General features: G+C 70.0%; 24 protein-coding genes. 6 read left to right on the forward strand and 18 right to left on the reverse strand.

Annotated features, from left to right (window positions below):
* Nucleotides 1-141: 141 nt before the first annotated feature.
* From rapZ to GGR64_RS10870, 10 genes are all read right to left on the reverse strand, one after another.
* A complete protein-coding gene (rapZ, locus tag GGR64_RS10825) occupies nucleotides 142-1,020 on the reverse strand; it encodes an RNase adapter RapZ (RefSeq protein ID WP_184645750.1) in 879 nt (292 codons plus the stop codon).
* Entirely contained in the window at nucleotides 1,017-1,967 is a 951-nt protein-coding gene (gene hprK, locus GGR64_RS10830; RefSeq protein ID WP_160970886.1) for an HPr(Ser) kinase/phosphatase, read from the reverse strand. The genes rapZ and hprK overlap by 4 nt, the downstream gene beginning before the upstream one ends.
* Nucleotides 1,964-2,416 (reverse strand): PTS sugar transporter subunit IIA, encoded by a 453-nt coding sequence (locus tag GGR64_RS10835; protein WP_160970884.1) that lies wholly within the window; start codon nucleotides 2,414-2,416, stop codon nucleotides 1,964-1,966. The genes hprK and GGR64_RS10835 overlap by 4 nt, the downstream gene beginning before the upstream one ends.
* 21 nt (nucleotides 2,417-2,437) lie before the next feature.
* The gene (gene raiA, locus GGR64_RS10840) at nucleotides 2,438-2,755 is read right to left on the reverse strand and encodes a ribosome-associated translation inhibitor RaiA (protein ID WP_010344105.1); all 318 of its coding nucleotides are present in this window, start codon (nucleotides 2,753-2,755) and stop codon (nucleotides 2,438-2,440) included.
* 48 nt (nucleotides 2,756-2,803) lie between these two features.
* Nucleotides 2,804-4,249 carry an RNA polymerase factor sigma-54 gene (locus GGR64_RS10845; protein ID WP_184645752.1) on the reverse strand — a complete coding sequence of 482 codons (1,446 nt, stop codon included), beginning with the start codon at nucleotides 4,247-4,249 and terminating at the stop codon, nucleotides 2,804-2,806.
* A 43-nt stretch (nucleotides 4,250-4,292) separates the two neighbouring features.
* Nucleotides 4,293-5,012: an LPS export ABC transporter ATP-binding protein gene (gene lptB, locus GGR64_RS10850; protein ID WP_160970880.1), complete on the reverse strand. Its 720-nt coding sequence runs from the start codon at nucleotides 5,010-5,012 to the stop codon at nucleotides 4,293-4,295.
* Complete coding sequence (gene lptA / locus GGR64_RS10855; RefSeq protein ID WP_184645754.1) at nucleotides 5,012-5,605, reverse strand: lipopolysaccharide transport periplasmic protein LptA; 594 nt, start codon at nucleotides 5,603-5,605, stop codon at nucleotides 5,012-5,014. The genes lptB and lptA overlap by 1 nt, the downstream gene beginning before the upstream one ends.
* Nucleotides 5,583-6,149 (reverse strand): LPS export ABC transporter periplasmic protein LptC, encoded by a 567-nt coding sequence (gene lptC, locus GGR64_RS10860; RefSeq protein ID WP_160970876.1) that lies wholly within the window; start codon nucleotides 6,147-6,149, stop codon nucleotides 5,583-5,585. The genes lptA and lptC overlap by 23 nt, the downstream gene beginning before the upstream one ends.
* The gene (locus GGR64_RS10865) at nucleotides 6,146-6,694 is read right to left on the reverse strand and encodes an HAD hydrolase family protein (RefSeq protein ID WP_017910666.1); all 549 of its coding nucleotides are present in this window, start codon (nucleotides 6,692-6,694) and stop codon (nucleotides 6,146-6,148) included. Before GGR64_RS10865 ends, lptC begins: the two co-directional genes overlap by 4 nt.
* A gap of 90 nt (nucleotides 6,695-6,784) precedes the next feature.
* Nucleotides 6,785-7,786, reverse strand: coding sequence for a KpsF/GutQ family sugar-phosphate isomerase (locus GGR64_RS10870; RefSeq protein WP_184645756.1), 1,002 nt, complete (start codon nucleotides 7,784-7,786; stop codon nucleotides 6,785-6,787).
* A 52-nt stretch (nucleotides 7,787-7,838) separates the two neighbouring features.
* Here GGR64_RS10870 and GGR64_RS10875 point away from each other — a divergent pair, with 52 nt between their 5' ends.
* The 3 genes from GGR64_RS10875 to GGR64_RS10885 are packed head-to-tail and all read left to right on the forward strand — an operon-like array spanning nucleotide 7,839 to nucleotide 9,715.
* Nucleotides 7,839-8,081, forward strand: a complete 243-nt coding sequence (locus GGR64_RS10875; protein ID WP_184446840.1) for a BolA/IbaG family iron-sulfur metabolism protein — start codon at nucleotides 7,839-7,841, stop codon at nucleotides 8,079-8,081.
* Nucleotides 8,082-8,129: 48 nt separating this feature from the next.
* Nucleotides 8,130-9,404: a UDP-N-acetylglucosamine 1-carboxyvinyltransferase gene (gene murA / locus GGR64_RS10880; RefSeq protein ID WP_160970870.1), complete on the forward strand. Its 1,275-nt coding sequence runs from the start codon at nucleotides 8,130-8,132 to the stop codon at nucleotides 9,402-9,404.
* Nucleotides 9,401-9,715, forward strand: a complete 315-nt coding sequence (locus GGR64_RS10885; protein ID WP_160970868.1) for an EF-hand domain-containing protein — start codon at nucleotides 9,401-9,403, stop codon at nucleotides 9,713-9,715. The genes murA and GGR64_RS10885 overlap by 4 nt, the downstream gene beginning before the upstream one ends.
* A 374-nt stretch (nucleotides 9,716-10,089) precedes the next feature.
* Here GGR64_RS10885 and GGR64_RS10890 read toward each other — a convergent pair whose 3' ends face one another.
* The 6 genes from GGR64_RS10890 to purM form a co-directional block, all read right to left on the reverse strand.
* Nucleotides 10,090-10,773 (reverse strand): DUF3108 domain-containing protein, encoded by a 684-nt coding sequence (locus GGR64_RS10890; RefSeq protein WP_184446838.1) that lies wholly within the window; start codon nucleotides 10,771-10,773, stop codon nucleotides 10,090-10,092.
* Nucleotides 10,774-10,775: 2 nt separating this feature from the next.
* Complete coding sequence (locus GGR64_RS10895; RefSeq protein ID WP_184645758.1) at nucleotides 10,776-11,615, reverse strand: DUF3108 domain-containing protein; 840 nt, start codon at nucleotides 11,613-11,615, stop codon at nucleotides 10,776-10,778.
* A gap of 62 nt (nucleotides 11,616-11,677) precedes the next feature.
* Nucleotides 11,678-12,331, reverse strand: coding sequence for a phosphoribosylglycinamide formyltransferase (purN, locus tag GGR64_RS10900; RefSeq protein WP_184645760.1), 654 nt, complete (start codon nucleotides 12,329-12,331; stop codon nucleotides 11,678-11,680).
* Nucleotides 12,328-12,774 carry a hypothetical protein gene (locus tag GGR64_RS10905; RefSeq protein ID WP_184645762.1) on the reverse strand — a complete coding sequence of 149 codons (447 nt, stop codon included), beginning with the start codon at nucleotides 12,772-12,774 and terminating at the stop codon, nucleotides 12,328-12,330. Before GGR64_RS10905 ends, purN begins: the two co-directional genes overlap by 4 nt.
* Before the next feature lie 8 nt (nucleotides 12,775-12,782).
* Nucleotides 12,783-13,412: a DUF2238 domain-containing protein gene (locus GGR64_RS10910; RefSeq protein WP_184645764.1), complete on the reverse strand. Its 630-nt coding sequence runs from the start codon at nucleotides 13,410-13,412 to the stop codon at nucleotides 12,783-12,785.
* 6 nt (nucleotides 13,413-13,418) lie between these two features.
* Complete coding sequence (gene purM / locus GGR64_RS10915) at nucleotides 13,419-14,441, reverse strand: phosphoribosylformylglycinamidine cyclo-ligase (RefSeq protein ID WP_184645914.1); 1,023 nt, start codon at nucleotides 14,439-14,441, stop codon at nucleotides 13,419-13,421.
* A 140-nt stretch (nucleotides 14,442-14,581) separates the two neighbouring features.
* On the opposite strand from purM, the gene GGR64_RS10920 reads away from it, so the two are divergent.
* The 3 genes from GGR64_RS10920 to hda are packed head-to-tail and all read left to right on the forward strand — an operon-like array spanning nucleotide 14,582 to nucleotide 17,579.
* Nucleotides 14,582-15,685, forward strand: coding sequence for a DUF2066 domain-containing protein (locus GGR64_RS10920; protein ID WP_184645766.1), 1,104 nt, complete (start codon nucleotides 14,582-14,584; stop codon nucleotides 15,683-15,685).
* A complete protein-coding gene (locus GGR64_RS10925; RefSeq protein ID WP_184446832.1) occupies nucleotides 15,682-16,851 on the forward strand; it encodes an AI-2E family transporter in 1,170 nt (389 codons plus the stop codon). Before GGR64_RS10920 ends, GGR64_RS10925 begins: the two co-directional genes overlap by 4 nt.
* Entirely contained in the window at nucleotides 16,848-17,579 is a 732-nt protein-coding gene (gene hda, locus GGR64_RS10930) for a DnaA regulatory inactivator Hda (protein ID WP_184645768.1), read from the forward strand. Before GGR64_RS10925 ends, hda begins: the two co-directional genes overlap by 4 nt.
* Before the next feature lie 59 nt (nucleotides 17,580-17,638).
* On the opposite strand, the gene murU is transcribed toward hda, so the two are convergent.
* Both murU and GGR64_RS10940 read right to left on the reverse strand, forming a co-directional pair.
* Nucleotides 17,639-18,370, reverse strand: a complete 732-nt coding sequence (gene murU, locus GGR64_RS10935; protein WP_184645770.1) for an N-acetylmuramate alpha-1-phosphate uridylyltransferase MurU — start codon at nucleotides 18,368-18,370, stop codon at nucleotides 17,639-17,641.
* Nucleotides 18,367-19,395, reverse strand: coding sequence for a phosphotransferase (locus tag GGR64_RS10940; RefSeq protein WP_184645773.1), 1,029 nt, complete (start codon nucleotides 19,393-19,395; stop codon nucleotides 18,367-18,369). The genes murU and GGR64_RS10940 overlap by 4 nt, the downstream gene beginning before the upstream one ends.
* Nucleotides 19,396-19,434: the final 39 nt, after the last annotated feature.

Below are 19,434 nucleotides of genomic sequence, written 5' to 3' on the forward strand. Positions count from 1 at the left end.
ACGTTAACAGGTCAGGCAGGGCGCAGGGAATGGCTGTGGGGAGCGGGGATTGGGAATTTGGGATTGGGGATTAGCAAGAGCCAGAGCAATGCCCCACGTTTGCCAATCCCCAATCCCCAATCCCCAATCCCGGCGTTTCGATCAATCCTGCTCGCGATGGAAGGTCGCCACTTCCGGCCAGCCTTGTTCGCGGGCATGGCGGGCCAGGCGTTCGGCCAGGTACACCGAGCGGTGCTTGCCGCCGGTGCAGCCGAAGGCGATGGTCACGTAGCTGCGGGTGTCGTTGCGCAGCCGCGGCAGCCAGGTGTCGAGAAAATCGATCAGTTGCGCGGTGTAGCGCTGCACGTCCGGTTGCGCATCCAGGTACTCGCGCACGCCGCTGTCGCGGCCGGTCATCGGGCGCAGCTCCGGGTCCCAGTGCGGATTCGGCAGCACCCGCGCGTCGAACACGAAATCCGCTTCGGCCGGGACGCCGCGCTTGTAGGCGAAGGACTCGAACAGCAGCGACAGCGTGTTCTCGGCGGACAGCGCGAACTCGGTGGTGACCCGCCGGCGCAGCTGGTGCACGTTGAGCGCGCTGGTGTCGATCACCGCATCGGCCGCTTCGCGCAGCGGCTCGGTCAGGGCGCGCTCGCGCTCGATCGCTTCCGGCAGCGACAGACCCTGGCGCGACAGCGGGTGGCGCCGGCGGGTGTCGGCGTAGCGCTTGATCAGCGCCTCGTCGTTGGCGTCGAAGAACAACAGCCGTGCGTCCAGGCCGAACTGCGCCACCGCCTCGCGCCAGCGCGAGAGTTGGGTCAGGTCGCTGTGGCGGCTGCGCACGTCGATGCCCACCGCCAGCTTGCTGGGGCCGGCATCCTCGCGCACCAGGCTCTTGACGAAGGCCGGCAGCAGTTCCACCGGCAGGTTGTCGACGCAGTAGTAGTCCAGGTCCTCGAAGGTCTTCAGCGCCACCGACTTGCCGGAGCCGGACAGGCCGCTGACGATGACCAGCGTGGAGGTGTTGGCGCCGGTGGTCATGGGCTGCGCCGCTCCAGCAGGTTGCTGTGGCGGGCGATGAACATCGCCGCCGGGTCGATGCCCTTGGTGCGCAGGATGTGCAGACGCGTGGCGGCCTCGGTCAGCACCGCCAGGTTGCGGCCCGGCATCACCGGCAGGGTGATCAGCGGCACGTCCAGGTCCAGCACGTGGCGGGTACCGGAATCGCCGGTGAGGCGCTCGTAGCCGTGGGGCGTGGGCTCGGTCATGGGCCGGGTCAGGTGCACGATGAGCCGAAGGTACTTGTTCTTCTTTACAGCCGTATCGCCGAACATCTCGCGCACGTTGAGCACGCCCAGCCCGCGCACTTCCAGCAGGTCCTGCAGCAGTTCCGGGCAGGTGCCGTCGAGCACGTCGGGGGCGATCTGGGTGAATTCGGGGGCGTCGTCGGCGACCAGGCGGTGGCCGCGGCTGAGCAGTTCCAGCGCCAGCTCGCTCTTGCCCGAGCCGGCCTCGCCGGTGATCAGCACGCCGATCGAGTAGATCTCCATGAACACGCCATGCAGGATCACCCGCGGCGCCAGCGTGCGTGCCAGGTGGTAGGACAGGTGATTGAGCAGTTCGTGGCCGCGCTTGGGCGAGATCCACAGCGGCGTGTCGGATTCGTCGGCGGCCGCGCGCAGGTCTTCCGGGCACGACTGGTTCTTGGTGACCACCAGCGCCAGCGGCCGCACCTGCACGATCTTCTCGATGGTCTCCCAGCGCTGGCGCGCGTCCAGCGAGTCCAGCCAGGCCAGTTCCTCGGTGCCGAGGATCTGCACCTTGTTGGGGTAGATGGTGTTGAGATACCCGGCCAGCGACGGGCGCCGCGAGACCGCATTGCCGGCCTCCAGCACCCGGTGTTCGCCCTTGTGCCCTGCAATCCAGCGCAGGCTCAGGCGGTCGCGTTGCTGGTCGAACAGTTCGCGTGCGTCGATGCTGGTGTTCATGCGGCGGCCCGTGGCGCGCCGCCGAGCAGCGCATACAGCGCGGCGGCGTCCGGCGCATTGCGCAGGGCGTCGCGGAATTCCTCGATGGAGAACTGCTCGGCCAGTTCGGACAGCAGCATCAGGTGTTGGTGGGTGTAGTGCGCCGGGACGGCCATGGCGAAGATCAGATCGACCTGGGTGCCCTGGCCGTCGAAATCGATTGGCTGGTGCAGGCGCAGGAGCGCGCCGCGTGGGGCGTCCAGGTCCGGCGCGCGGCCGTGCGGGATGGCGATGCCGTGGCCGATGGCGGTGCTGCCGAGCTGTTCGCGCTCGCGCAGGCTGGCGAAGAGTTCATCGGCGCCGGCCTGCTGGCAGGCCAGCAGACCGGCGGCGGTGTGCAGCAGGGTGTCGCGATCGGCGGCCGGAAGCACCTGGGTGCTGACGGCCGCCATCAGATCGGTCAAGGGCATGGTGGCGCAACGTGGGGAGGATCACGCGAGATTGTCGCGCACCTCGGCCGCATGGTGGTCGTGCTTCTTTTCCTTGTGCTTGATGATCAGCCGGTCCAGCTTGTCGGCGAGCAGGTCGATCGCCGCGTACATGGTCTGTGCGCTGGCGTCGGCGTGCAGGGTGCGGCCGGGGACGTTGACCGTGGCCTCGACGTGATGGTCGGGCTTGCGCAGCGCCAGTTGGGCGCGGACCTCAATGGTTTCCTCGTAGTGCCGCTTCAGCCGTTGCAGCTTGGTCTCCACATACTCGCGCAGGGCGGGGGTGACTTCGATCTGCTGGCCGTAGGTCTCGATACGCATCGGATACTCCTTGGTTCGGGTTTCACCTATGAACCATTGCCGCCGCCGCTAGCCGATCCGGACGCGTTCGTGGGAGGCGGAAATGTTCATGGCCTCACGATACTTCGCCACGGTGCGGCGCGCTACAGGGACGCCGGCACTTTTCAGCAGGTCGGCCAGCTTGGCGTCAGAAAGCGGCTTGCGCGGATTCTCCGCATCGATCAGCCGGCGGATCATCGCCTGGATCGCGGTGCTGGAGGCTTCGCCGCCGCTGTCGGTGTCGATGCCGGAGGCGAAGAAGGCGCGCAGCGGGATGGTGCCGCGCGGGGTGCGCACGTATTTGCGGGCGATGGCGCGGGAGATGGTGCTCTCGTGCAGGCCCAGTTCGCCGGCGATCTCGCGCAGGGTCAGCGGCCGCAGCGCCTGTTCGCCGAACTCCAGGAAACCGGCCTGCTGCTTCAGCAGGCAGCGGGTCACCTTGAGCAGGGTCTCGCCGCGCGCCTCCAGGCTCTTCAGCAGCCAGCGCGCTTCCTGCAGTTGCCCGCGCAGATAGCCGGCGTCGCTTTCGCCGCACTGGCGGATCAGCCGCTCGTAGCCGCGGTGGATGGTGACCTTGGGCTGGGCGTGCGCGGACAGCGCCGCATGCCACACCCCGCGCTGGCGCCAGACCACGCAGTCCGGCACCACATAGGTGTCGCTGCCCAGCTCGCCGATCTGCTTGCCCGGGCGCGGGTCCAGCGAGCGCAGCAGCGCGACCGCGGTGTCGACCTCCGCCGTCGGGCGCTTGAGTTCGTGCGCCAGGCCGGCCACGCCGCTGCGCGGCAGCCGTTCCAGCGGTCCGTTGGCGATGGTGCGTGCCAGCGCCAGCCCCGGCGTGTCCTCGGGCAGGGTGTCCAGCTGCAGGGTCAGGCACTCGCCCAGGCTGCGCGCGGCGATGCCGGCCGGGTCGAAGCGCTGGATCTGGTGCAGCACGGTGAGGATCTCGTCCTCCTCGGCGGCGATGTCCGGGCGCAGGGTCTCGGCGATCGCGGTCAGCGGCTCGCGCAGGTAACCATCGTCGTCGAGCGCGTCGATCAGCGCCGCGCCGATGCTGCGGTCGCGCGCGGACAGCGGCGACAGGTGCAACTGCCACAGCAGGTGGTCGATCAAGGTGTCCGGTTCGGCCACGCGTTCGGCCGCGCTGCCCAGGTCGTCGTCATCGAACGAGCCGCCGTTGCCGCCGCTCCAGGCCGATTCGGCAGTGGACCATTCGTCGCCGTTGTGCTGCGGAACGTCGTCCAGGGTGTCGCCGGCCGGCGGCGTGACCTCGACCTCGCCCTCGGCGCTGCCGTGGCTGGTCACATCCAGGGTGGGCGCAGCGTCCTCGGACCATTCCAGCAGCGGATTGCTTTCCACCGCCTCGGCGATCTCCACCTCCAGCTCGGCGCTGGACATCTGCAACAGCTTGATCGCCTGCCGCAACTGCGGCGTCATGACCAGGTGCTGTCCCAGCGATGTCTGCAGCCGTGCTTTCATGCCTGTACCGAGCGCGGAAGGAGCGTAGCCGGCGCGTGCGCGGTCAGAGCCTGAAGGTTTCCCCGAGGTAGACGCGGCGCACGTCGCTGTTGGCCAGCAGCGCTTCCGGCGCCCCCTGCGCCAACACGCTGCCCTCGTTGAGGATATACGCCCGGTCGCAGATTCCCAAGGTTTCGCGCACGTTGTGGTCGGTGATCAACACGCCGATGCCGCGCTGCTTGAGGTGGGTGACGATGCGCTGGATTTCGCCGACCGAGATCGGGTCGACGCCGGCGAAGGGTTCGTCGAGCAGCATCAGCCGCGGCTTGGCCGCCAGCGCGCGGGCGATCTCGCAGCGGCGGCGCTCGCCGCCGGAGAGGCTGGCGCCGAGCTGGTCGGCGACATGGCTGATCTGCAGTTCGTCCAGCAGCGCCGCCAGTTCGCGTTCCTGTCCGGCGTTGTCCAGATCCTCGCGCAGTTCAAGCACCAGGCGGATGTTGTCGGCGACGCTGAGCTTGCGGAACACCGACGGTTCCTGCGGCAGGTAGCCGACGCCGAGCTTGGCGCGCTTGTACATCGGCAGCGCGGTGATGTCGTTGCCGTCGAGCACGATGCGCCCGGCATCGGCATCGACCAGGCCGACGATCATATAGAAGCAGGTGGTCTTGCCGGCACCGTTGGGGCCGAGCAGGCCGACCACTTCGCCGGCCTCCAGGGTCAGCGCGAAGTCGCGCACCACTTCACGCTGCTTGTAGCGCTTGCGCAGGCCTTCGGCGAGCAGCATCACTGGCCTCCTTGCTTGGTCGGCTTGGCGGGCTTGGCTGGCGTCGCGGCCGGCTTGGCGGCGGGCTTGGCGCCGTTCGCGGGCGTGCCGGCCGGCGCCGCGGCGGCATTCTTCGGCTGGATCACCGTGTGCACGCGGCTGCCATCACCGCCGCCCTGCATGTCGCCGGTCTTGGTGTTGTAGACCATGCGCTGGCCAGCGTTGGTGCCTTTGGGCGAGGTCATGCGGTAGTTGCCGGTGAGGATCACCGTGTCGGTCGGCACCTTGTAGTCGATGTTGTCGGCGACCGCGTCCATCGGCGAGCCGTCGTCCAGCTCCTGCTTCAGCGTCGCCTGCTTGCCGGTCAGCACGACACGGTCGATATCGCCGTTGCTGCGAAACAGGTCGGCGGTATCGGCATGGATTTCCAGCGTGCCCTGGATGATGACGACGTTTCCAAAGAAACGGACCTTGCCATCGTCGGCCATCATGTTGCCGTCCTGCGCGTCGGACTTGATATCCATCGGCTGGTTGCGGTCGGTCGACTTGGCCAGCGCCAGGGTCGGCAGCAGCAGGGCGAGCAGGGCGAGCTTAGCGGGCAGCATTCGGTTCATAACGGGTCTTGACCTGTGAAAGGAGCTTGTACTGCCGGGATTTCAAGTCGACTTCGAAGCCGACGCCGGTCTGCATCATACCGGGCCGGGTCATGGTGACCGGGGCGGCGGTGCGCGCGCTGTTGGTCTGCGGGAAGACGTCCAGGCTCTGCGTACGGAAGGTGGTGGGCGGGATGCTGGGCACCTTTGGGCTGTCGCCGGCGACGTCGTCGCGCAGGCGCAGTTCGTCGCCGTCGGCGCTGACCCAGCCGGTCTTGCTGCGCATCTCCCAGTGCTGGCCGTTGGCGTCGGGCAGCAGGAACAGCGGGGTCACGATCGACATCGTCTGGTCGGCGCGGCTGCGTTCCATCTGCGGCGCGCGCAGGGTCATCGCTTCCTTGCCCTGCTTGTCCAGGCTGACGATCTCGAAGTCGCGGGCGATGTAGTCCACGCTGGCTTCGTCGGAAGGATTGCGGGTGGGCTTGCTGCGCTGGTTCCAGGCCGACCAGCCGCTGATCAGCGCCCCGACCAGCAACAGGGTGCCAAGGGTGGTGCGCCAGTTCATGCGCCATGCTCCTGCAGCAGGGATGGGACGTGGCCCTGCGCGGCCAGCAGCACGTCGCACAGTTCGCGCGCCGCGCCTTCGCCGCCGCGGGCGCGGGTGGTCCAGTGCACGTGTTCGGCGGTCCAGGGGTGGGCGTTGGCCGGGGCCACCGCCAGGCCGACCACGCGCAGCGGCGCCAGGTCGGGCAGGTCGTCGCCCATGAAGCAGACCTGCTCCAGGCCGATGCCGCGCTCGTCGCACAGCGCCTGCACCCCGGCGCGCTTGTCCTTGACCCCGATCTGCACCAGCAGGCCCAGCTCCTGGCCGCGCTTCTCCGCGGCCAGGCTGGGTCGGGCGGTGATCAGCGCCACGTCGATGCCGTGCCGGCGCAACTGCACCAGTCCCTGGCCGTCGAGCACGTTGAAGGCCTTGCTCTCGTTGCCGTCGCGGTCGTAGTACAGGCGGCCGTCGGTCAGCGTGCCGTCCACGTCGAAGCACGCCAGGCGGATCCGGGCGGCGCGGTCGATCAGGTCGGCGGGGAGGTCGGCCAGCGGGGAATAGGGCATGTTCGGGATATCGGGGCGGGGAGGCCGGCTTTCCAGCGGCCAGGGCCAGCGGCGTGGGGACGCCGGCGGGCGGTGAACGGGTTCAGCCTGTTAAACCACTCTGGCGCGCAACAGGTCGTGAATGTTGAGTGCGCCGACCGCGCGGCCGGCCGCATCGACCACGATCAGGCCGGTGATCTTGTGGGTCTCCATCAGCCGTGCGGCCTCGGCGGCGAGCTGGTCGGCGCCGATGGTACGCGGCTGCCGGGTCATCACCTCGGCGATGCGGGTCTGGCGCACGTCCAGCGCGCTGTCCAGGGCGCGGCGCAGGTCGCCGTCGGTGAACAGCCCGAGCAGGCGGTCGTCGGCGTCCACCACCGCGGTCATGCCCAGGCGCTTGCGGCTCATCTCCACCAGCGCCTCGCTGAGGCTGGCGTCCTCGCGCACCTTGGGCAGTTCGTCGCCGCGATGCATGATGTCGGTGATGTGCAGCAGCAGGCGGCGGCCGAGGCTGCCGGCCGGGTGCGAGCGGGCGAAGTCGTCGGCGGTGAAGCCGCGCGCGTCCAGCAGCGCCACCGCCAGCGCATCGCCCAGCGCCAGCGAGGCGGTGGTGCTGGAGGTCGGCGCCAGGTCCAGCGGGCAGGCCTCGGCCGGCACGCTGACGTCCAGGTGCAGGTCGGCTTCGCGCGCCAGCGTGGACTGCGGGCGGCCGGTCATCGCGATCACCGCGTTGCCCTGGCGCTTGAGCACCGGCAGCAGCATCAGGATCTCGTCGGATTCGCCGGAATAGGACAGCGCCAGGACCACGTCGGCATCGGTGATCATGCCCAGGTCGCCGTGCCCGGCCTCGCCCGGGTGCACGAAGAACGCCGGGGTGCCGGTGGAGGCGAGGGTGGCGGCGATCTTGCGCGCCACGTGGCCGGACTTGCCCATGCCGGTGGCGACCACGCGCCCGTGCGAACCCAGGATCAGCCGGCAGGCGGCGGCGAAGTCGGCGCCGATGCGGGCGCCGACCGCCGCCAGCGCGGCCTGCTCGATCTCGACCACACGGCGGCCGCTGGCGACCAGGCCGGCGTCGTCGGGCGTCGTGGGAGACAGGGGCGATACATCCATGCGGGTGCCGGTCGGAGGGTAGAATGGCCGATCATTTTATGAGGAAAGCCCGGTGGACGCCGAAACCATCCGTAAACTCATCGAGGCCGGCCTGCCGGACGCGCAGGTGCAGGTGCAGGGCGACGACGGCGTGCACTTCGAAGCCACCGTGGTCAGCGCCGCCTTCGCCGGCAAGCTGCCGCTGGCCCGCCACCGCATGGTCTACGCCACCCTGGGCGACCTGATGGGCGGCGCGATCCACGCGCTGGCGCTGAACACCCTGACCCCCGAGCAGGCCGGGCGCGTCGCCGGCTGAGCCGCCGCGTGCCCGTCATTCCCCTTCTTTCCTTCCCCCACGAGACCCATGGCCAAAATCGTAGTGACCGGCGGCAACGCGCTGCACGGTGAAGTGAACATTTCCGGCGCCAAGAACGCCGTGCTGCCGATCCTCTGCGCGACCCTGCTGGCCGATGCGCCGGTGGAGATCACCAACGTGCCGCAACTGCACGACGTGATCACCACGGTGAAGCTGCTCGGCGAGCTGGGCGCGGAAGTCACCATCGACGAAGGCACGCTGTCGCGCGGCAGCGCCATCACCGTCGACCCGCGCAAGGTCCACCAGCACGTCGCCCCGTACGAGCTGGTGCGCACCATGCGCGCCTCGATCCTGGTGCTGGGCCCGCTGCTGGCCAAGTTCGGCGCGGCCGAAGTGTCGCTGCCCGGCGGCTGCGCGATCGGCTCGCGGCCGGTCGACCAGCACATCAAGGGCCTGCAGGCGCTGGGCGCGGAGATCAGCGTCGAGAACGGCTACATCAAGGCCAGCAGCAACGGCCGGCTCAAGGGCGGCCGCTACGTGTTCGACATGGTCAGCGTCACCGGCACCGAGAACGTGCTGATGGCCGCAGCCCTGGCCGACGGCACCACCGTGCTGGAGAACGCGGCGATGGAGCCGGAGGTCAGCGACCTGGCCGACTGCCTGATCGCGCTGGGCGCGAAGATCGAAGGCGCGGGCACCTCGCGCATCGTCGTGCACGGTGTGGAACGCCTGTCCGGCGGCCGCCACGCGGTGCTGCCGGACCGCATCGAGACCGGCACCTTCCTGGTCGCCGCGGCGATGACCGGCGGTAGCGTCACCGTGCGCCGCGCGCGTGCCGACACCCTCGACGCGGTGCTGGACAAGCTCACCGAGGCCGGCGCCAGCATCGAGACCGGCGAGGACTGGATCCGCCTGGACATGCACGGCAAGCGCCCGCGTGCGGTCAGCCTGACCACCGCGCCGTATCCCGCGTTTCCCACCGACATGCAGGCGCAGTTCATGGCGCTCAACTGCGTGGCCGACGGCGTCGGCGTGATCAACGAAACGATCTTCGAGAACCGTTTCATGCACGTCAACGAACTGCTGCGCCTGGGCGCGGACATCCAGATCGAAGGGCACACCGCGATCGTGCGCGGCACCGAGCGGCTGAGCGGCGCGCCGGTGATGGCGACCGACCTGCGCGCCTCGGCCTCGCTGATCCTGGCCGGCCTGGTCGCCGACGGCGACACCACCATCGACCGCATCTACCACCTGGATCGGGGGTACGAGAACATCGAGGAGAAGCTGGGGGCGCTGGGCGCGTCCATCCGGCGCGTCGCATGATCCTCAGCGGCCGCTTCACCCGTCGGCGCAAGGTGTTGCTGGCGATCGTCGTGGTGCTGCTGGCCTGGGTCGGCTATGCCTGGTACACCGGCATCGCCATCACCCAGGGCATCGAGGAGCGCGACATGGACTGGAACGGCGACGGCCAGGTCACCCGCGACGAGATCTGGCAATCGTTCTACGCGGTCGGCGTGAGCCGCACCCAGAACGGCCCGCGCGAGTGCAGTACGTTCTACTGGCGCAGCAGCGGCGCCCAGATCCGCGTGGATTGCCGCACCACGTTCAAGGCCGCGCCGGCGGAGAAGAAGTAAGGGCGTGGGGCAGGGCGCTGCATGGGTGGCGCCCGCGTTGGGAGTGCATCAGCAACGCGCGTCGGTCGCCATACTTCCATGTTTCATGGAGAGGAATTGACGCGCGCCTTGGCTTTGGGGTCTGCTGCAAATCGCCGGCCGGTTTCCGTAGGACGATTTGCATCCTCGCGTCGGGGCTGAAGCCCCTCCCACATGGGGACACCACGCGCTGGCGGGCTGCTGTTGCGGTCCCCCAATCCCGGCTCACCGGGTCGCGGCTGAAGCCGCTCCTACATGGGAACCGCCACGAGCGGGGAGCCGCTTTTGCGATTCCCCAATCCCAATTCCCCATTCCCACGGCGGAACCGCCGTTGCGATTCCCCAATCCCAGCCCCTCAGCGCAACGACTTGATGGTCAGGTCCAGCGCGTCCTGGCCGTTCTCGCGCTGCAGGATGCGCACCGGCACCGGCATGTCCGGCACGATCCAGGCCACGATCTCCTTGGAACCGTCGGTGCGGGTGACCTTGGTCGCCTGCTCGGTCTTGCCGTTGACGGTGACCGCTTCCTTGCCGGCGACGTGGTAGGTCATCGGCTTGGCGCGGCCCTCGTCGACCATGCGGTAGCTCGGGGTCTTGCCGGCATTGACGTCGCGCGCGATCGCCAGGTTGATCAACAGTGCGTCCATGTCGCCCGGCTGCAGCTTCACCGGGCCGCGGCGGTCGGCCTTGAGGTCGCCGCCCCAGGTCGCCTGGCCGGTGCTCCAGTCATAGTTGGCGGTCACCGCCTTCTTCTTGATCAGGAACACCGAGCGGTCGTCGCTGCTGAGCGGACGCAGCTGCCCGCCCTTTTCCTCGAACACGGTGCTCTGGCTGAGGTCGGCGACCTGGTTCTTGATCGCCAGGCTGTAGCGCCAGCGGTCGCCGCCCTGCTTGGCCAGGGTCATCACGCCGTTGGCCTGCATGCCCATGTAGCTGGCCTGGTAGTCCGCGGTGAACGGCTCTAGGGCCAGGGCGGGCAGGCTCGCCGTGGCCAGCAGGGCGGCAGCGAGGGCGGTCAGCGGGCGGGCGATGCGGGTCATGGTCAGGCTCCTTGGTATTCGGTCAGGCGCAGGTCGATGCGGTCTTCGCCGTCTTCGCGCTGCAGGATGCGCACCGGCGTCGGCACGCCGTTGGCGATCCACAGGATGGTCTCATTGCGGCCGCCGTTGGTACGCGACACCCGCAATGCGTCGTAGCTGATGTCGCCCACCTGCACGGTCTCGGTCTGGTCGGCGGCGCGGTAGATATGTTCGCGCACCCGGCCGACGTCGACGAAGCGGTAGGTCATGGTCTTGCCCGGCTGCGCGTCGCGCATCAGCGAGAGGTTGAGCAGCAGCGCGCTCTGGTCGCCGGGCTGCAGCGGGATCGGCGCCTGCCGGTCCTTCTTCAGGTCGCCGTCCCAGCGCGCCACGCCCTGTTTCCAGTCGTACACGCCGGTGACCTTCTTGCCGAAGAACACCGCCTTCTTGACCGTGCTCTGGCTCTGCGGGACGTAGCGGCCGTCCTGCACGGTGAACACCGTGCTCTGCTCGATGTTCAGGCCGAGGATGCTGGCGAAACCGCTGCGTCCATGCACGCCCAGGTCGACCCGCCACTGGTCGCCGCCGGTGTGCACCACGTCCATGCGCGCGTCGCCGGCCGGCTTGCCCTTGTACAGGGCGTCGTAGGTGGCCACGAACGGCTGCAGCGGAGGTGGCGTCCACGCCTCTGCGGGCAGCGCCGGCGACGCCGCGGCGGCCGGTGCGGGCGTGGTCGGAGCGGGGACGGTCTGCGGGGCCGGTTGCGCGGCGGGCGCCGGCGCGACCTGCGCAGCGACGATGGGCGCCAGCAGGCCGAGGCCGGACGCAACGAGGAGGGCGAACGGACGCGGAGCGAGCTTCATGGGATCGGCTGGCGTGGGCGGGAGGGAAGAGGGGAGGGGTCGCGGAAGGTGCCGCAGCGCATTCAGGGAAGCAGCACGTCGTCGCAATCTAGGCGTAGCGGACTAAACCGGCACTGACCGTCCAGCAAGACCTTGCCGTCCCGTTCAGCCAGGCGACCCGCCGCGGCCAGCCGCAGCACCGCGCACAGCAGCCGGTGTTCGCGCGGCAGCAGCCGCTGCGCCAGCTCGTCGGGGCCGTCGCCGGCCTGCACCGGCACCCGCACCTGCGCGATCACCGCGCCGGCGTCCAGCTCCGGCACCACGAAATGCACGCTGGCGCCGTGCTCGGCGTCTCCCGCAGCCAAGGCCTGCGCATGCGTGTGCAGGCCACGGTACTTGGGCAGCAGCGAGGGGTGGATGTTGAGCAGGCGCCCGCCGAAGCGCTGCACGATGGCGGCGCCGAGAATGCGCATGTAGCCGGCGCAGACCACCCAGTCCGGCCGTGCCGCGGCGACTGCGTCGCCCAGCGCCTGCTCGAACGCGGCGCGGTCGGGGAAGGTCTTGGGCCGCGCCGACCAGCGCCGCTCCGGCGCCACCATCGTCAGCGCCGGCGCCTCGGGGCGATCGCTGAACACGCCGACCACCTCGGCATCGAGGGTGCCGGCGGCGATCGCGGCGAGGATGGCCTGCAGGTTGGAACCGCGGCCGGAGGCGAGCACAGCGAGGCGAAGCGTCATCGGGCAGGGTTCCGGAACAGGTCGCCCACGCCAGGGCGTTGCAGTGTCAGCAAGGTGGCGATGCCCAGCGCGGTGCCCAGCGGAAAGCCCAGGCAGGTGATCGCGGCGCCGGTGTAGCACAGCCCCAACTGGCGACGCTGGCGCAAGGCGCGCGCAAGCAGCACCTTGATTACCAGTGAAAGCAGGCCGAAGCCGAGCAGCACCGACAGCATCACGATCGCGATGACGCCGCCCTGGGCCTGGTCCGGACTCTGGCCGACGGCGTTGAGCCGCGCCTCCTCGTGCACGCCGTAGCCCAGCACGGCGCCCACCAACAGCACCACGAAGAACTGCAGCCCGGCCATCACCGCGTACAGCCTCGCCAGATTGTCCAGGTCGGTGGTGGCACGCGTCACTTCGGCGGCACGGCCGCCGGAGACGGGGAGGGGCGGTGGCAGCGACATCGTCGGTCTCAGCGCGGCGCGGAAGGAAGCGGGGGCGCGGCGCGCCGCCACGGCCAGGCGCTGGCGCAGCCCAGGGTGGCCAGCAGCATGTCCATGTGCGCATCCCAGGGATCGCCCTGCTGGCCGTTGTAGGACTCGGCCTGCTGCGGCGACAGCAGCAGCGCGATCAGCCATTCCAGCCATTCGTAGACCAGGCTGACGCACATGATCGCCATCGTCGCCAGGACGAAGGCCTGGCGCGCCGACAACGCCGGCCAGCGCTGGCGCGCGTGCTCGCGCAGCGCCGGCGCGACGCACACGCCGAATAGCAGGTGGATCAGCCGGTCGGTGTGGTTGCGCTGCCAGCCGAAGGCCGCGCTCGGCGACCAACCGCCGGTCAGCGTGCGCAACCATTGGTCGTAGGGCACATTCGAATAGAGCCAGTGCGCGGCGACGTTGTGCACGCTGATGAACATGCAGATGGCGGCGAAGTGGCCGGTGCGCAGCGGCCAGCGCCGGTCGTGCCAGACCAGCCAGGCCAGGCCCAGCACCGCCAGGGAGCTGTGCATGGCCTGTTCCGCCGGCCATAGCGGCCGTATCCAACTGGCGGCGAACACCGCCAGCGCCAGTGCCAGCCAGGCGCGCTTGGCCGCCGCCATGCGCCTTTAGCCGATGTGCACGCGTTCGCCGGCGCCGGCCGGCGTCACCGCGCCGATCTGCCAGTGCGCCAGGCCCAGCGTGTCCAGGCTGCGCTCCAGTGCCGCCACCTGCTCCGGCGCGGCGACCAGCACGAAGCCGATGCCGCAGTTGAAGGTGCGCCACATCTCGCTGTCGGCCACCGCGCCTTCGCGCTGCAGCCACTCGAACACCGGCGGCAGGGTCCAGGCGCTGGCGCGGATGTCCAGGCCCAGGCCGTCGGGGATCACCCGGATGATGTTCTCGGTCAGGCCGCCGCCGGTGATGTGCGCCATGGCGTGGATGCCGTCGCCCTGTTCGCGCAGCAGCGACAGGATCGGCTTGACGTACAGCGCGGTCGGCGCCATCAGCGCGTCGGCCAGGGCCACGCCGCCGACCTGCAGCGCGTCGGGGCGCCCGGCGCGGTCGTAGATGCGGCGGATCAGCGAGTAGCCGTTGGAGTGCGGGCCGGAGGAGGCGATGCCGATCAACACGTCGCCCTGGCGCACCTTGGCGCCGTCGAGCAGCTGCGACTTCTCCACCGCGCCGACGGTGAAGCCGGCCAGATCGTATTCGCCCGGCGGGTACATGTCGGGCATTTCCGCGGTCTCGCCGCCGATCAGCGCGCAGCCGGCCAGTTCGCAGCCGCGGGCGATGCCACCGACCACCGCCACGGTGGTCTCCACGTCGAGCTTGCCGGTGGCGAAGTAGTCCAGGAAGAACAGCGGCTCGGCGCCCTGCACCAGCACGTCGTTGACGCACATGCCGACCAGGTCGATGCCGATGGTGTCGTGGCGGCCGAGCTGCTGCGCCAGCTTCAGCTTGGTGCCGACGCCGTCGGTGCCGGACACCAGCACCGGCTCGCGGTACTTGCCGGACAGGTCGAACAGCGCGCCGAAGCCGCCCAGCCCGCCCATCACCTCGGGGCGGAAACTGCGCTTGACCAGGGGCTTGATGCGTTCGACGACGGCATTGCCGGCATCGATGTCGACGCCGGCGTCGCGGTAGGTCAACGGGGCGGCGGCGGGGGGCTGGGAAGTGGTCACGGGCGGCGGGGTCGGGCGGAAAGGCGGCGATTTTAACAGGCCGCATTGGCGCTAGGCCCGCATTCGGGCAACAATTCGCCCCGGATACGCCGAGTACTGGACCCTTCATGCGCCGCAGCCTTGCCTTCCTCCTGTCTTTCGCACTGTGCCTGCCTGCCGCGAGCGCCCTGGCTCAGGCCGATCTGCGCACCGAGGGCGACGTGGCCGGCGCCACCGGCCCCTACGATGCCGAGGTGCCGGTCAACAGCCAGAGCGAGGGCGACCGCAACGGCGCCCTGGCCCGCGCGCTCGGCGTGGTGCTGGGCAAGATCTCCGGCGACAAGGGTGTGATGTCGCGGCCGGGGGTGAGCCAGGCGCTGCGCAACGCCAAGAATCTGGTCGACACCTTCGACTACCGCCAGGACCAGGGCACCTCGACGAGCGGCGCCCCGACCTTCCGCACCATCCTGGTGGCGCGCTTCCGCCCGCAGGACGTGGATGGCCTGGCCGCGGCGCTGGGCCTGCCGGTGTGGCCGCAGCCGCGGCCCAAGCCGGTGGTGTGGCTGGCGATCGACGATGGCAGCGGCCCGCGCCTGGTCGGTGTGCAGCAGTCCAATGCCGCCCGCAGCCTGCTCGACCGTGCGATCGAGCGCGGTTTCCGCCTCGGCCTGCCGACCGGCAGCGCCGCCGAGCAGGCGCTGGCCGGCGCGATCTGGCGCCAGGACACCGCCGCGGTGGCCAGCGCCTCGTCGCGCTACAGCCCGCCGATGCAACTGATCGGCAAGCTGTACCGCGGCAAGGCCGGTGGCTGGACCGCGGACTGGACCTTCGTGGACGGCGGCAAGGTGCTGTCGACCTGGTCGTCCAGCGACGCCGACGCGCGTCGCGCGATGGCCAGCGGTGCCGATGGCGCCGCCGATGCCCTGGTCAAGCGCTACGCCAAGGCGGTCAGCGCCGGCCCGGCCGGCATCTACCGGGTGGTGATCACCGGCATCCGCAGCGCCGACGACTACCTGCGCGCCTCCGCCGCGCTGCAGAACGCCTCGGTGGTAAGGCGCATCGTGCCGATCCGCGCCGACGGCGATCGCCTGGAACTGGACCTGGACCTGCTCAGCGGCGTGTCCGGGCTGAACCGCATGCTCGGCCCGGACGGCGCGCTGCAGCCGGTGGTCGCGCCGGTCGAGGGTCCGGTGATCCTCAACAGCGAGCCGACGGAGTACCGCCTGAAATGACGTTGTCGCCCGAAGCCGAGATCGCGCTGTTCCTGCGCCGCCTGAAATGGACGGCGGTGATCCTCGGCGTGCTGTGGGTGGTGTGGCTGCTGGCGCCGATCCTGACCCCGTTCGTGCTGGCGCTGCTGCTCGGCTGGCTCGGCGACCCGCTGGTGGATCGCCTGGAGCGCGCCGGGCGCTCGCGCAACATGGCGGTGACCCTGGTGTTCGTGCTGATGGTGCTGCTGCTGGTGCTGGCGCTGGTGATCCTCGTGCCGATGCTGGAGCGGCAGATCGTCACCTTCATCGACGTGTTGCCGCAGGCGCGCGACTGGTTCATCGGCACCGCGATCCCGTGGGCCGAGCAGAAGACCGGGCTGGAGCTGATGACCTGGCTGGATCCAGAGCGGCTGATCGACTGGATCCGCGGGCACTGGCAGCAGGCCGGCGGCGTCGCCGCGACCTTCTTCGGCTACCTGTCGCGCTCGGGCTTCGCGATGGTGACCTGGGTGGTCAACCTGGTGCTGCTGCCGATCCTGACCTTCTACTTCCTGCGCGACTGGGACCTGCTGGTCGCGCGCGTGGCGGTCACCATCCCGCGCAACCATGTCGGCACCATCACCCGCCTGGCGCAGCAGTCCAACGAGGTGCTGGGCGCGTTCATCCGCGGCCAGTTCCTGGTGATGCTGGCGCTGGGCGTGATCTACGCCGGCGGCCTGACCCTGGTTGGCCTCAAGCTCGGCCTGTTGATCGGCATCGTCGCCGGCCTGATCAGCTTCATTCCCTACCTGGGCGCGACCACCGGCATCCTGCTGGCGGTGCTGGCCGCGCTGGTGCAGGCCAAGGGCTTCGACCTGCAGTTGCTGATCCTGGTCGGCGTGGTGTTCACCGTCGGCCAGCTGCTGGAGAGCTACGTGCTGACCCCGCGCATCGTCGGCGACAAGATCGGCCTGCATCCGGTGGCGGTGATCTTCGCGGTGATGGCCGGCGGCCAATTGTTCGGCTTCCTCGGCATGCTGCTGGCGCTGCCGGTGGCGGCGGTGGCCAATGTGCTGCTGCACTACCTGCACGAGCAGTACCGGCAGAGCGACCTGTACGCGGGCGAGAAGTCGGCGATCCTGCTGGATACGGTCACCGAGCGCACCACCATCATCGAACTGCCGCCGCGCAGCCCCGATCAGCCGTGAGCGTGCCGCAACTGCCGCTGGCCCTGCGCTATCCGCCGGAACAGCGCCTGGACCGTTATCTGGGCGCGCCGGACGGGCTGCTGGCGCAGCTGCAGGCAGTCGCCGATGGCACCGCCGACGACTGGGTGTACCTGTCCGGCCCCGCCGGCACCGGCAAGACCCACCTGGCCCTGGCGCTGTGCGCGGCCGCCGAACAGGCCGGGCGCAGCGCCGCCTACCTGCCGCTGCAGGCCGCCGCCGGCCGCCTGCGCGATGCGCTGGAAGCGCTGGAAGGTCGCGATCTGGTCGCGCTCGACGGCCTGGACGCGATCGCCGGGCAGCGCGAGGACGAGGTGGCGCTGTTCGATTTCCACAACCGTGCGCGCAGCGCCGGGGTGACCTTGCTGTACACCGCGCAGGCCATGCCCGACGGTCTCGCCCTGTCCCTGCCGGATCTGCGCTCGCGGCTCTCGCAGTGCACCCGCATCGCGCTGGCGCCGCTGGACGACGCCGGCCGCGCCGCCGTGCTGCGCGAACGCGCCCAGCGCCGCGGCCTGGTGCTGGAGGATGCGGCGATCGACTGGCTGCTCACCCACGCCGGACGCGACCTGGCCGGCCTGATCGGCCTGCTGGAGCGCCTGGACCGCGAATCGCTGGCGGCGCAGCGGCGGGTGACGGTGCCGTTCCTGCGCAGGGTGTTGGAGGGGCGGGGATTGGCGAGTGGGGATTCGGGATTCGAGAAGAGCTAGGCGGTCGCTCGGCCTGGCTGGCGCACGCGTTTGCGGGATTTGGCAAAGAGTTCGAGCGCTCAGCGCTTGACCAATCCCGAATCCCCACTCCCCAATCCCAGCACCTCATTCAATTCCGCCAACCGCTGCGGCGTCCCCACGTCGGTCCAGCGGCCACGATGATGCAGGCCGTGCAGCTGGCCGTGTTCGGCCTGTGCGCGCAGCAGCGGCACCACCGAGAAGCGTGGCGGCACGCCCGGCGCGGTGGGCGCCGGGGCGGCGATGGTCTGCCAGTCGCGCAGCAGGGCGGGGCGGTACATGCCGATGCCGGCATAGGTCAGCAGCGGTTCGCCGGTGTTGTGCACGTGTCCGTCGTCGCGCAGGGCGAAATCGCCGCGCGCCGCATAGGCCGGCGGATCCACCAGCACCAGTTGCGCCAGGCCGGGCGGCTCCGGCGCGAGCCGAGCGAAATCGAAGTCGGTCCAGATGTCGCCGTTGACCAGCAGGAACGGCGCCTCGCCGAGCAGCGGCAGCGCGTGCAGCATGCCGCCGCCGGTCTCCAGCGGCGTGGCGCCTTCGTAGGAATAGGCGATGCGCAGCCCGAACGCGCTACCGTCGCCGAGCGTCTGCGGGAACTGTTCGGCCAGCCACGAGGTGTTGATCACCACCTCGCGCACGCCCAATGCGGCGAGCTTGCGCAGGTGCCAGACGATCAGCGGCGTGCCGCCCACCGCGAGCAGCGGCTTGGGCGTGTGCGCAGTCAACGGACGCATGCGCTCGCCGAGGCCGGCGGCGAAGATCAGCGCCTTCATGCGTCGGCCGCCGCGCGCTGCGCCAGGGCCGGCTTGATCCGCGTCTGCAGCAGCTGCGCCAACGGCTGCAGGCTGGGGTGCCGCGGCAATGCCTCGTCGAGGTAGGCGATGAAGCGCGGCACGTTGTCCAGGTACCAGGCCTTGCCGTCGCGGTAGTTCAGCCGCGCGAAGATGCCCAGGTTCTTCAGATGGCGCTGCACGCCCATCCATTCGGCGTCGCGCAGGAATTGCGCCAGCGGCGGCACCGGGATCCCAGCCTGCAACGCCCGTGCGTGGTACCCGGCCAGCCAGGCGTCCACCCGCGCCAGCGGCCAGCTCACCGTGGTGTCCTTGAACAGGCTCACCGGGTCGTAGGCCACCGGCCCCACCACGCAGTCCTGGAAATCCAGCACCGCCGGGCCGTCGGCTGCCGGCATCAGGTTGCGCGGCATGAAGTCGCGGTGCACCAGCACCTGCGGCTGTGCCAGCGCGTTGTCCATGAGCTGGCGCTGCACCCCGTGCAGGGCCGCGCGCTCGTCGTCCCCCAGAGTGATTCCCAGGTGGCGTTGCAGGAACCACTCCTCGAACAGCCCGGCATCGCGCTGCAGCAGCGCCTCGCCGAACACGCCCATGCCCGGCGGCGGCGCGATCGCCTGCAGGCGCAGCAACTGGCCGAGCGCGGCGTCGAAGTGCGCGTCCGCGGTGGTCGTATCGAGGCTTTGCGCCAGCGTCGGTTGCCCCAGGTCTTCCAGCAGCAGGAAGCCGGCCTCCGCGTCCTGCGCCAGGATCGCCGGCACCCGCACGCCGCCGCCGTGCAGCAGGGCGTGCATGCGCAGCCACGGCCGCACGTCTTCCAGGTCCGGTGGCGAATCCATCACGATGCGGCTGATGCCGCGGCCGTGGCTGCGCCAGTAGCTGCGCTGGCCGGCGTCCACCGAGGCGCGCTCCAGCGTCGCCTGCGCATCGTCCAGGGCCATGCGCGCCCAGGCCAGGCGGTGCGCGGCGCGTGCCGCAAGGACATCGGGAACGGTCGGACTGGCGCTCATCGGCAGGCTGCGGCGGAAACGAGCCGCACAGCGTAAACG

Origin of the sequence: Xanthomonas sp. 3307 (assembly GCF_014199735.1) — a bacterium.
GTDB lineage: Bacteria > Pseudomonadota > Gammaproteobacteria > Xanthomonadales > Xanthomonadaceae > Xanthomonas_A > Xanthomonas_A rydalmerensis.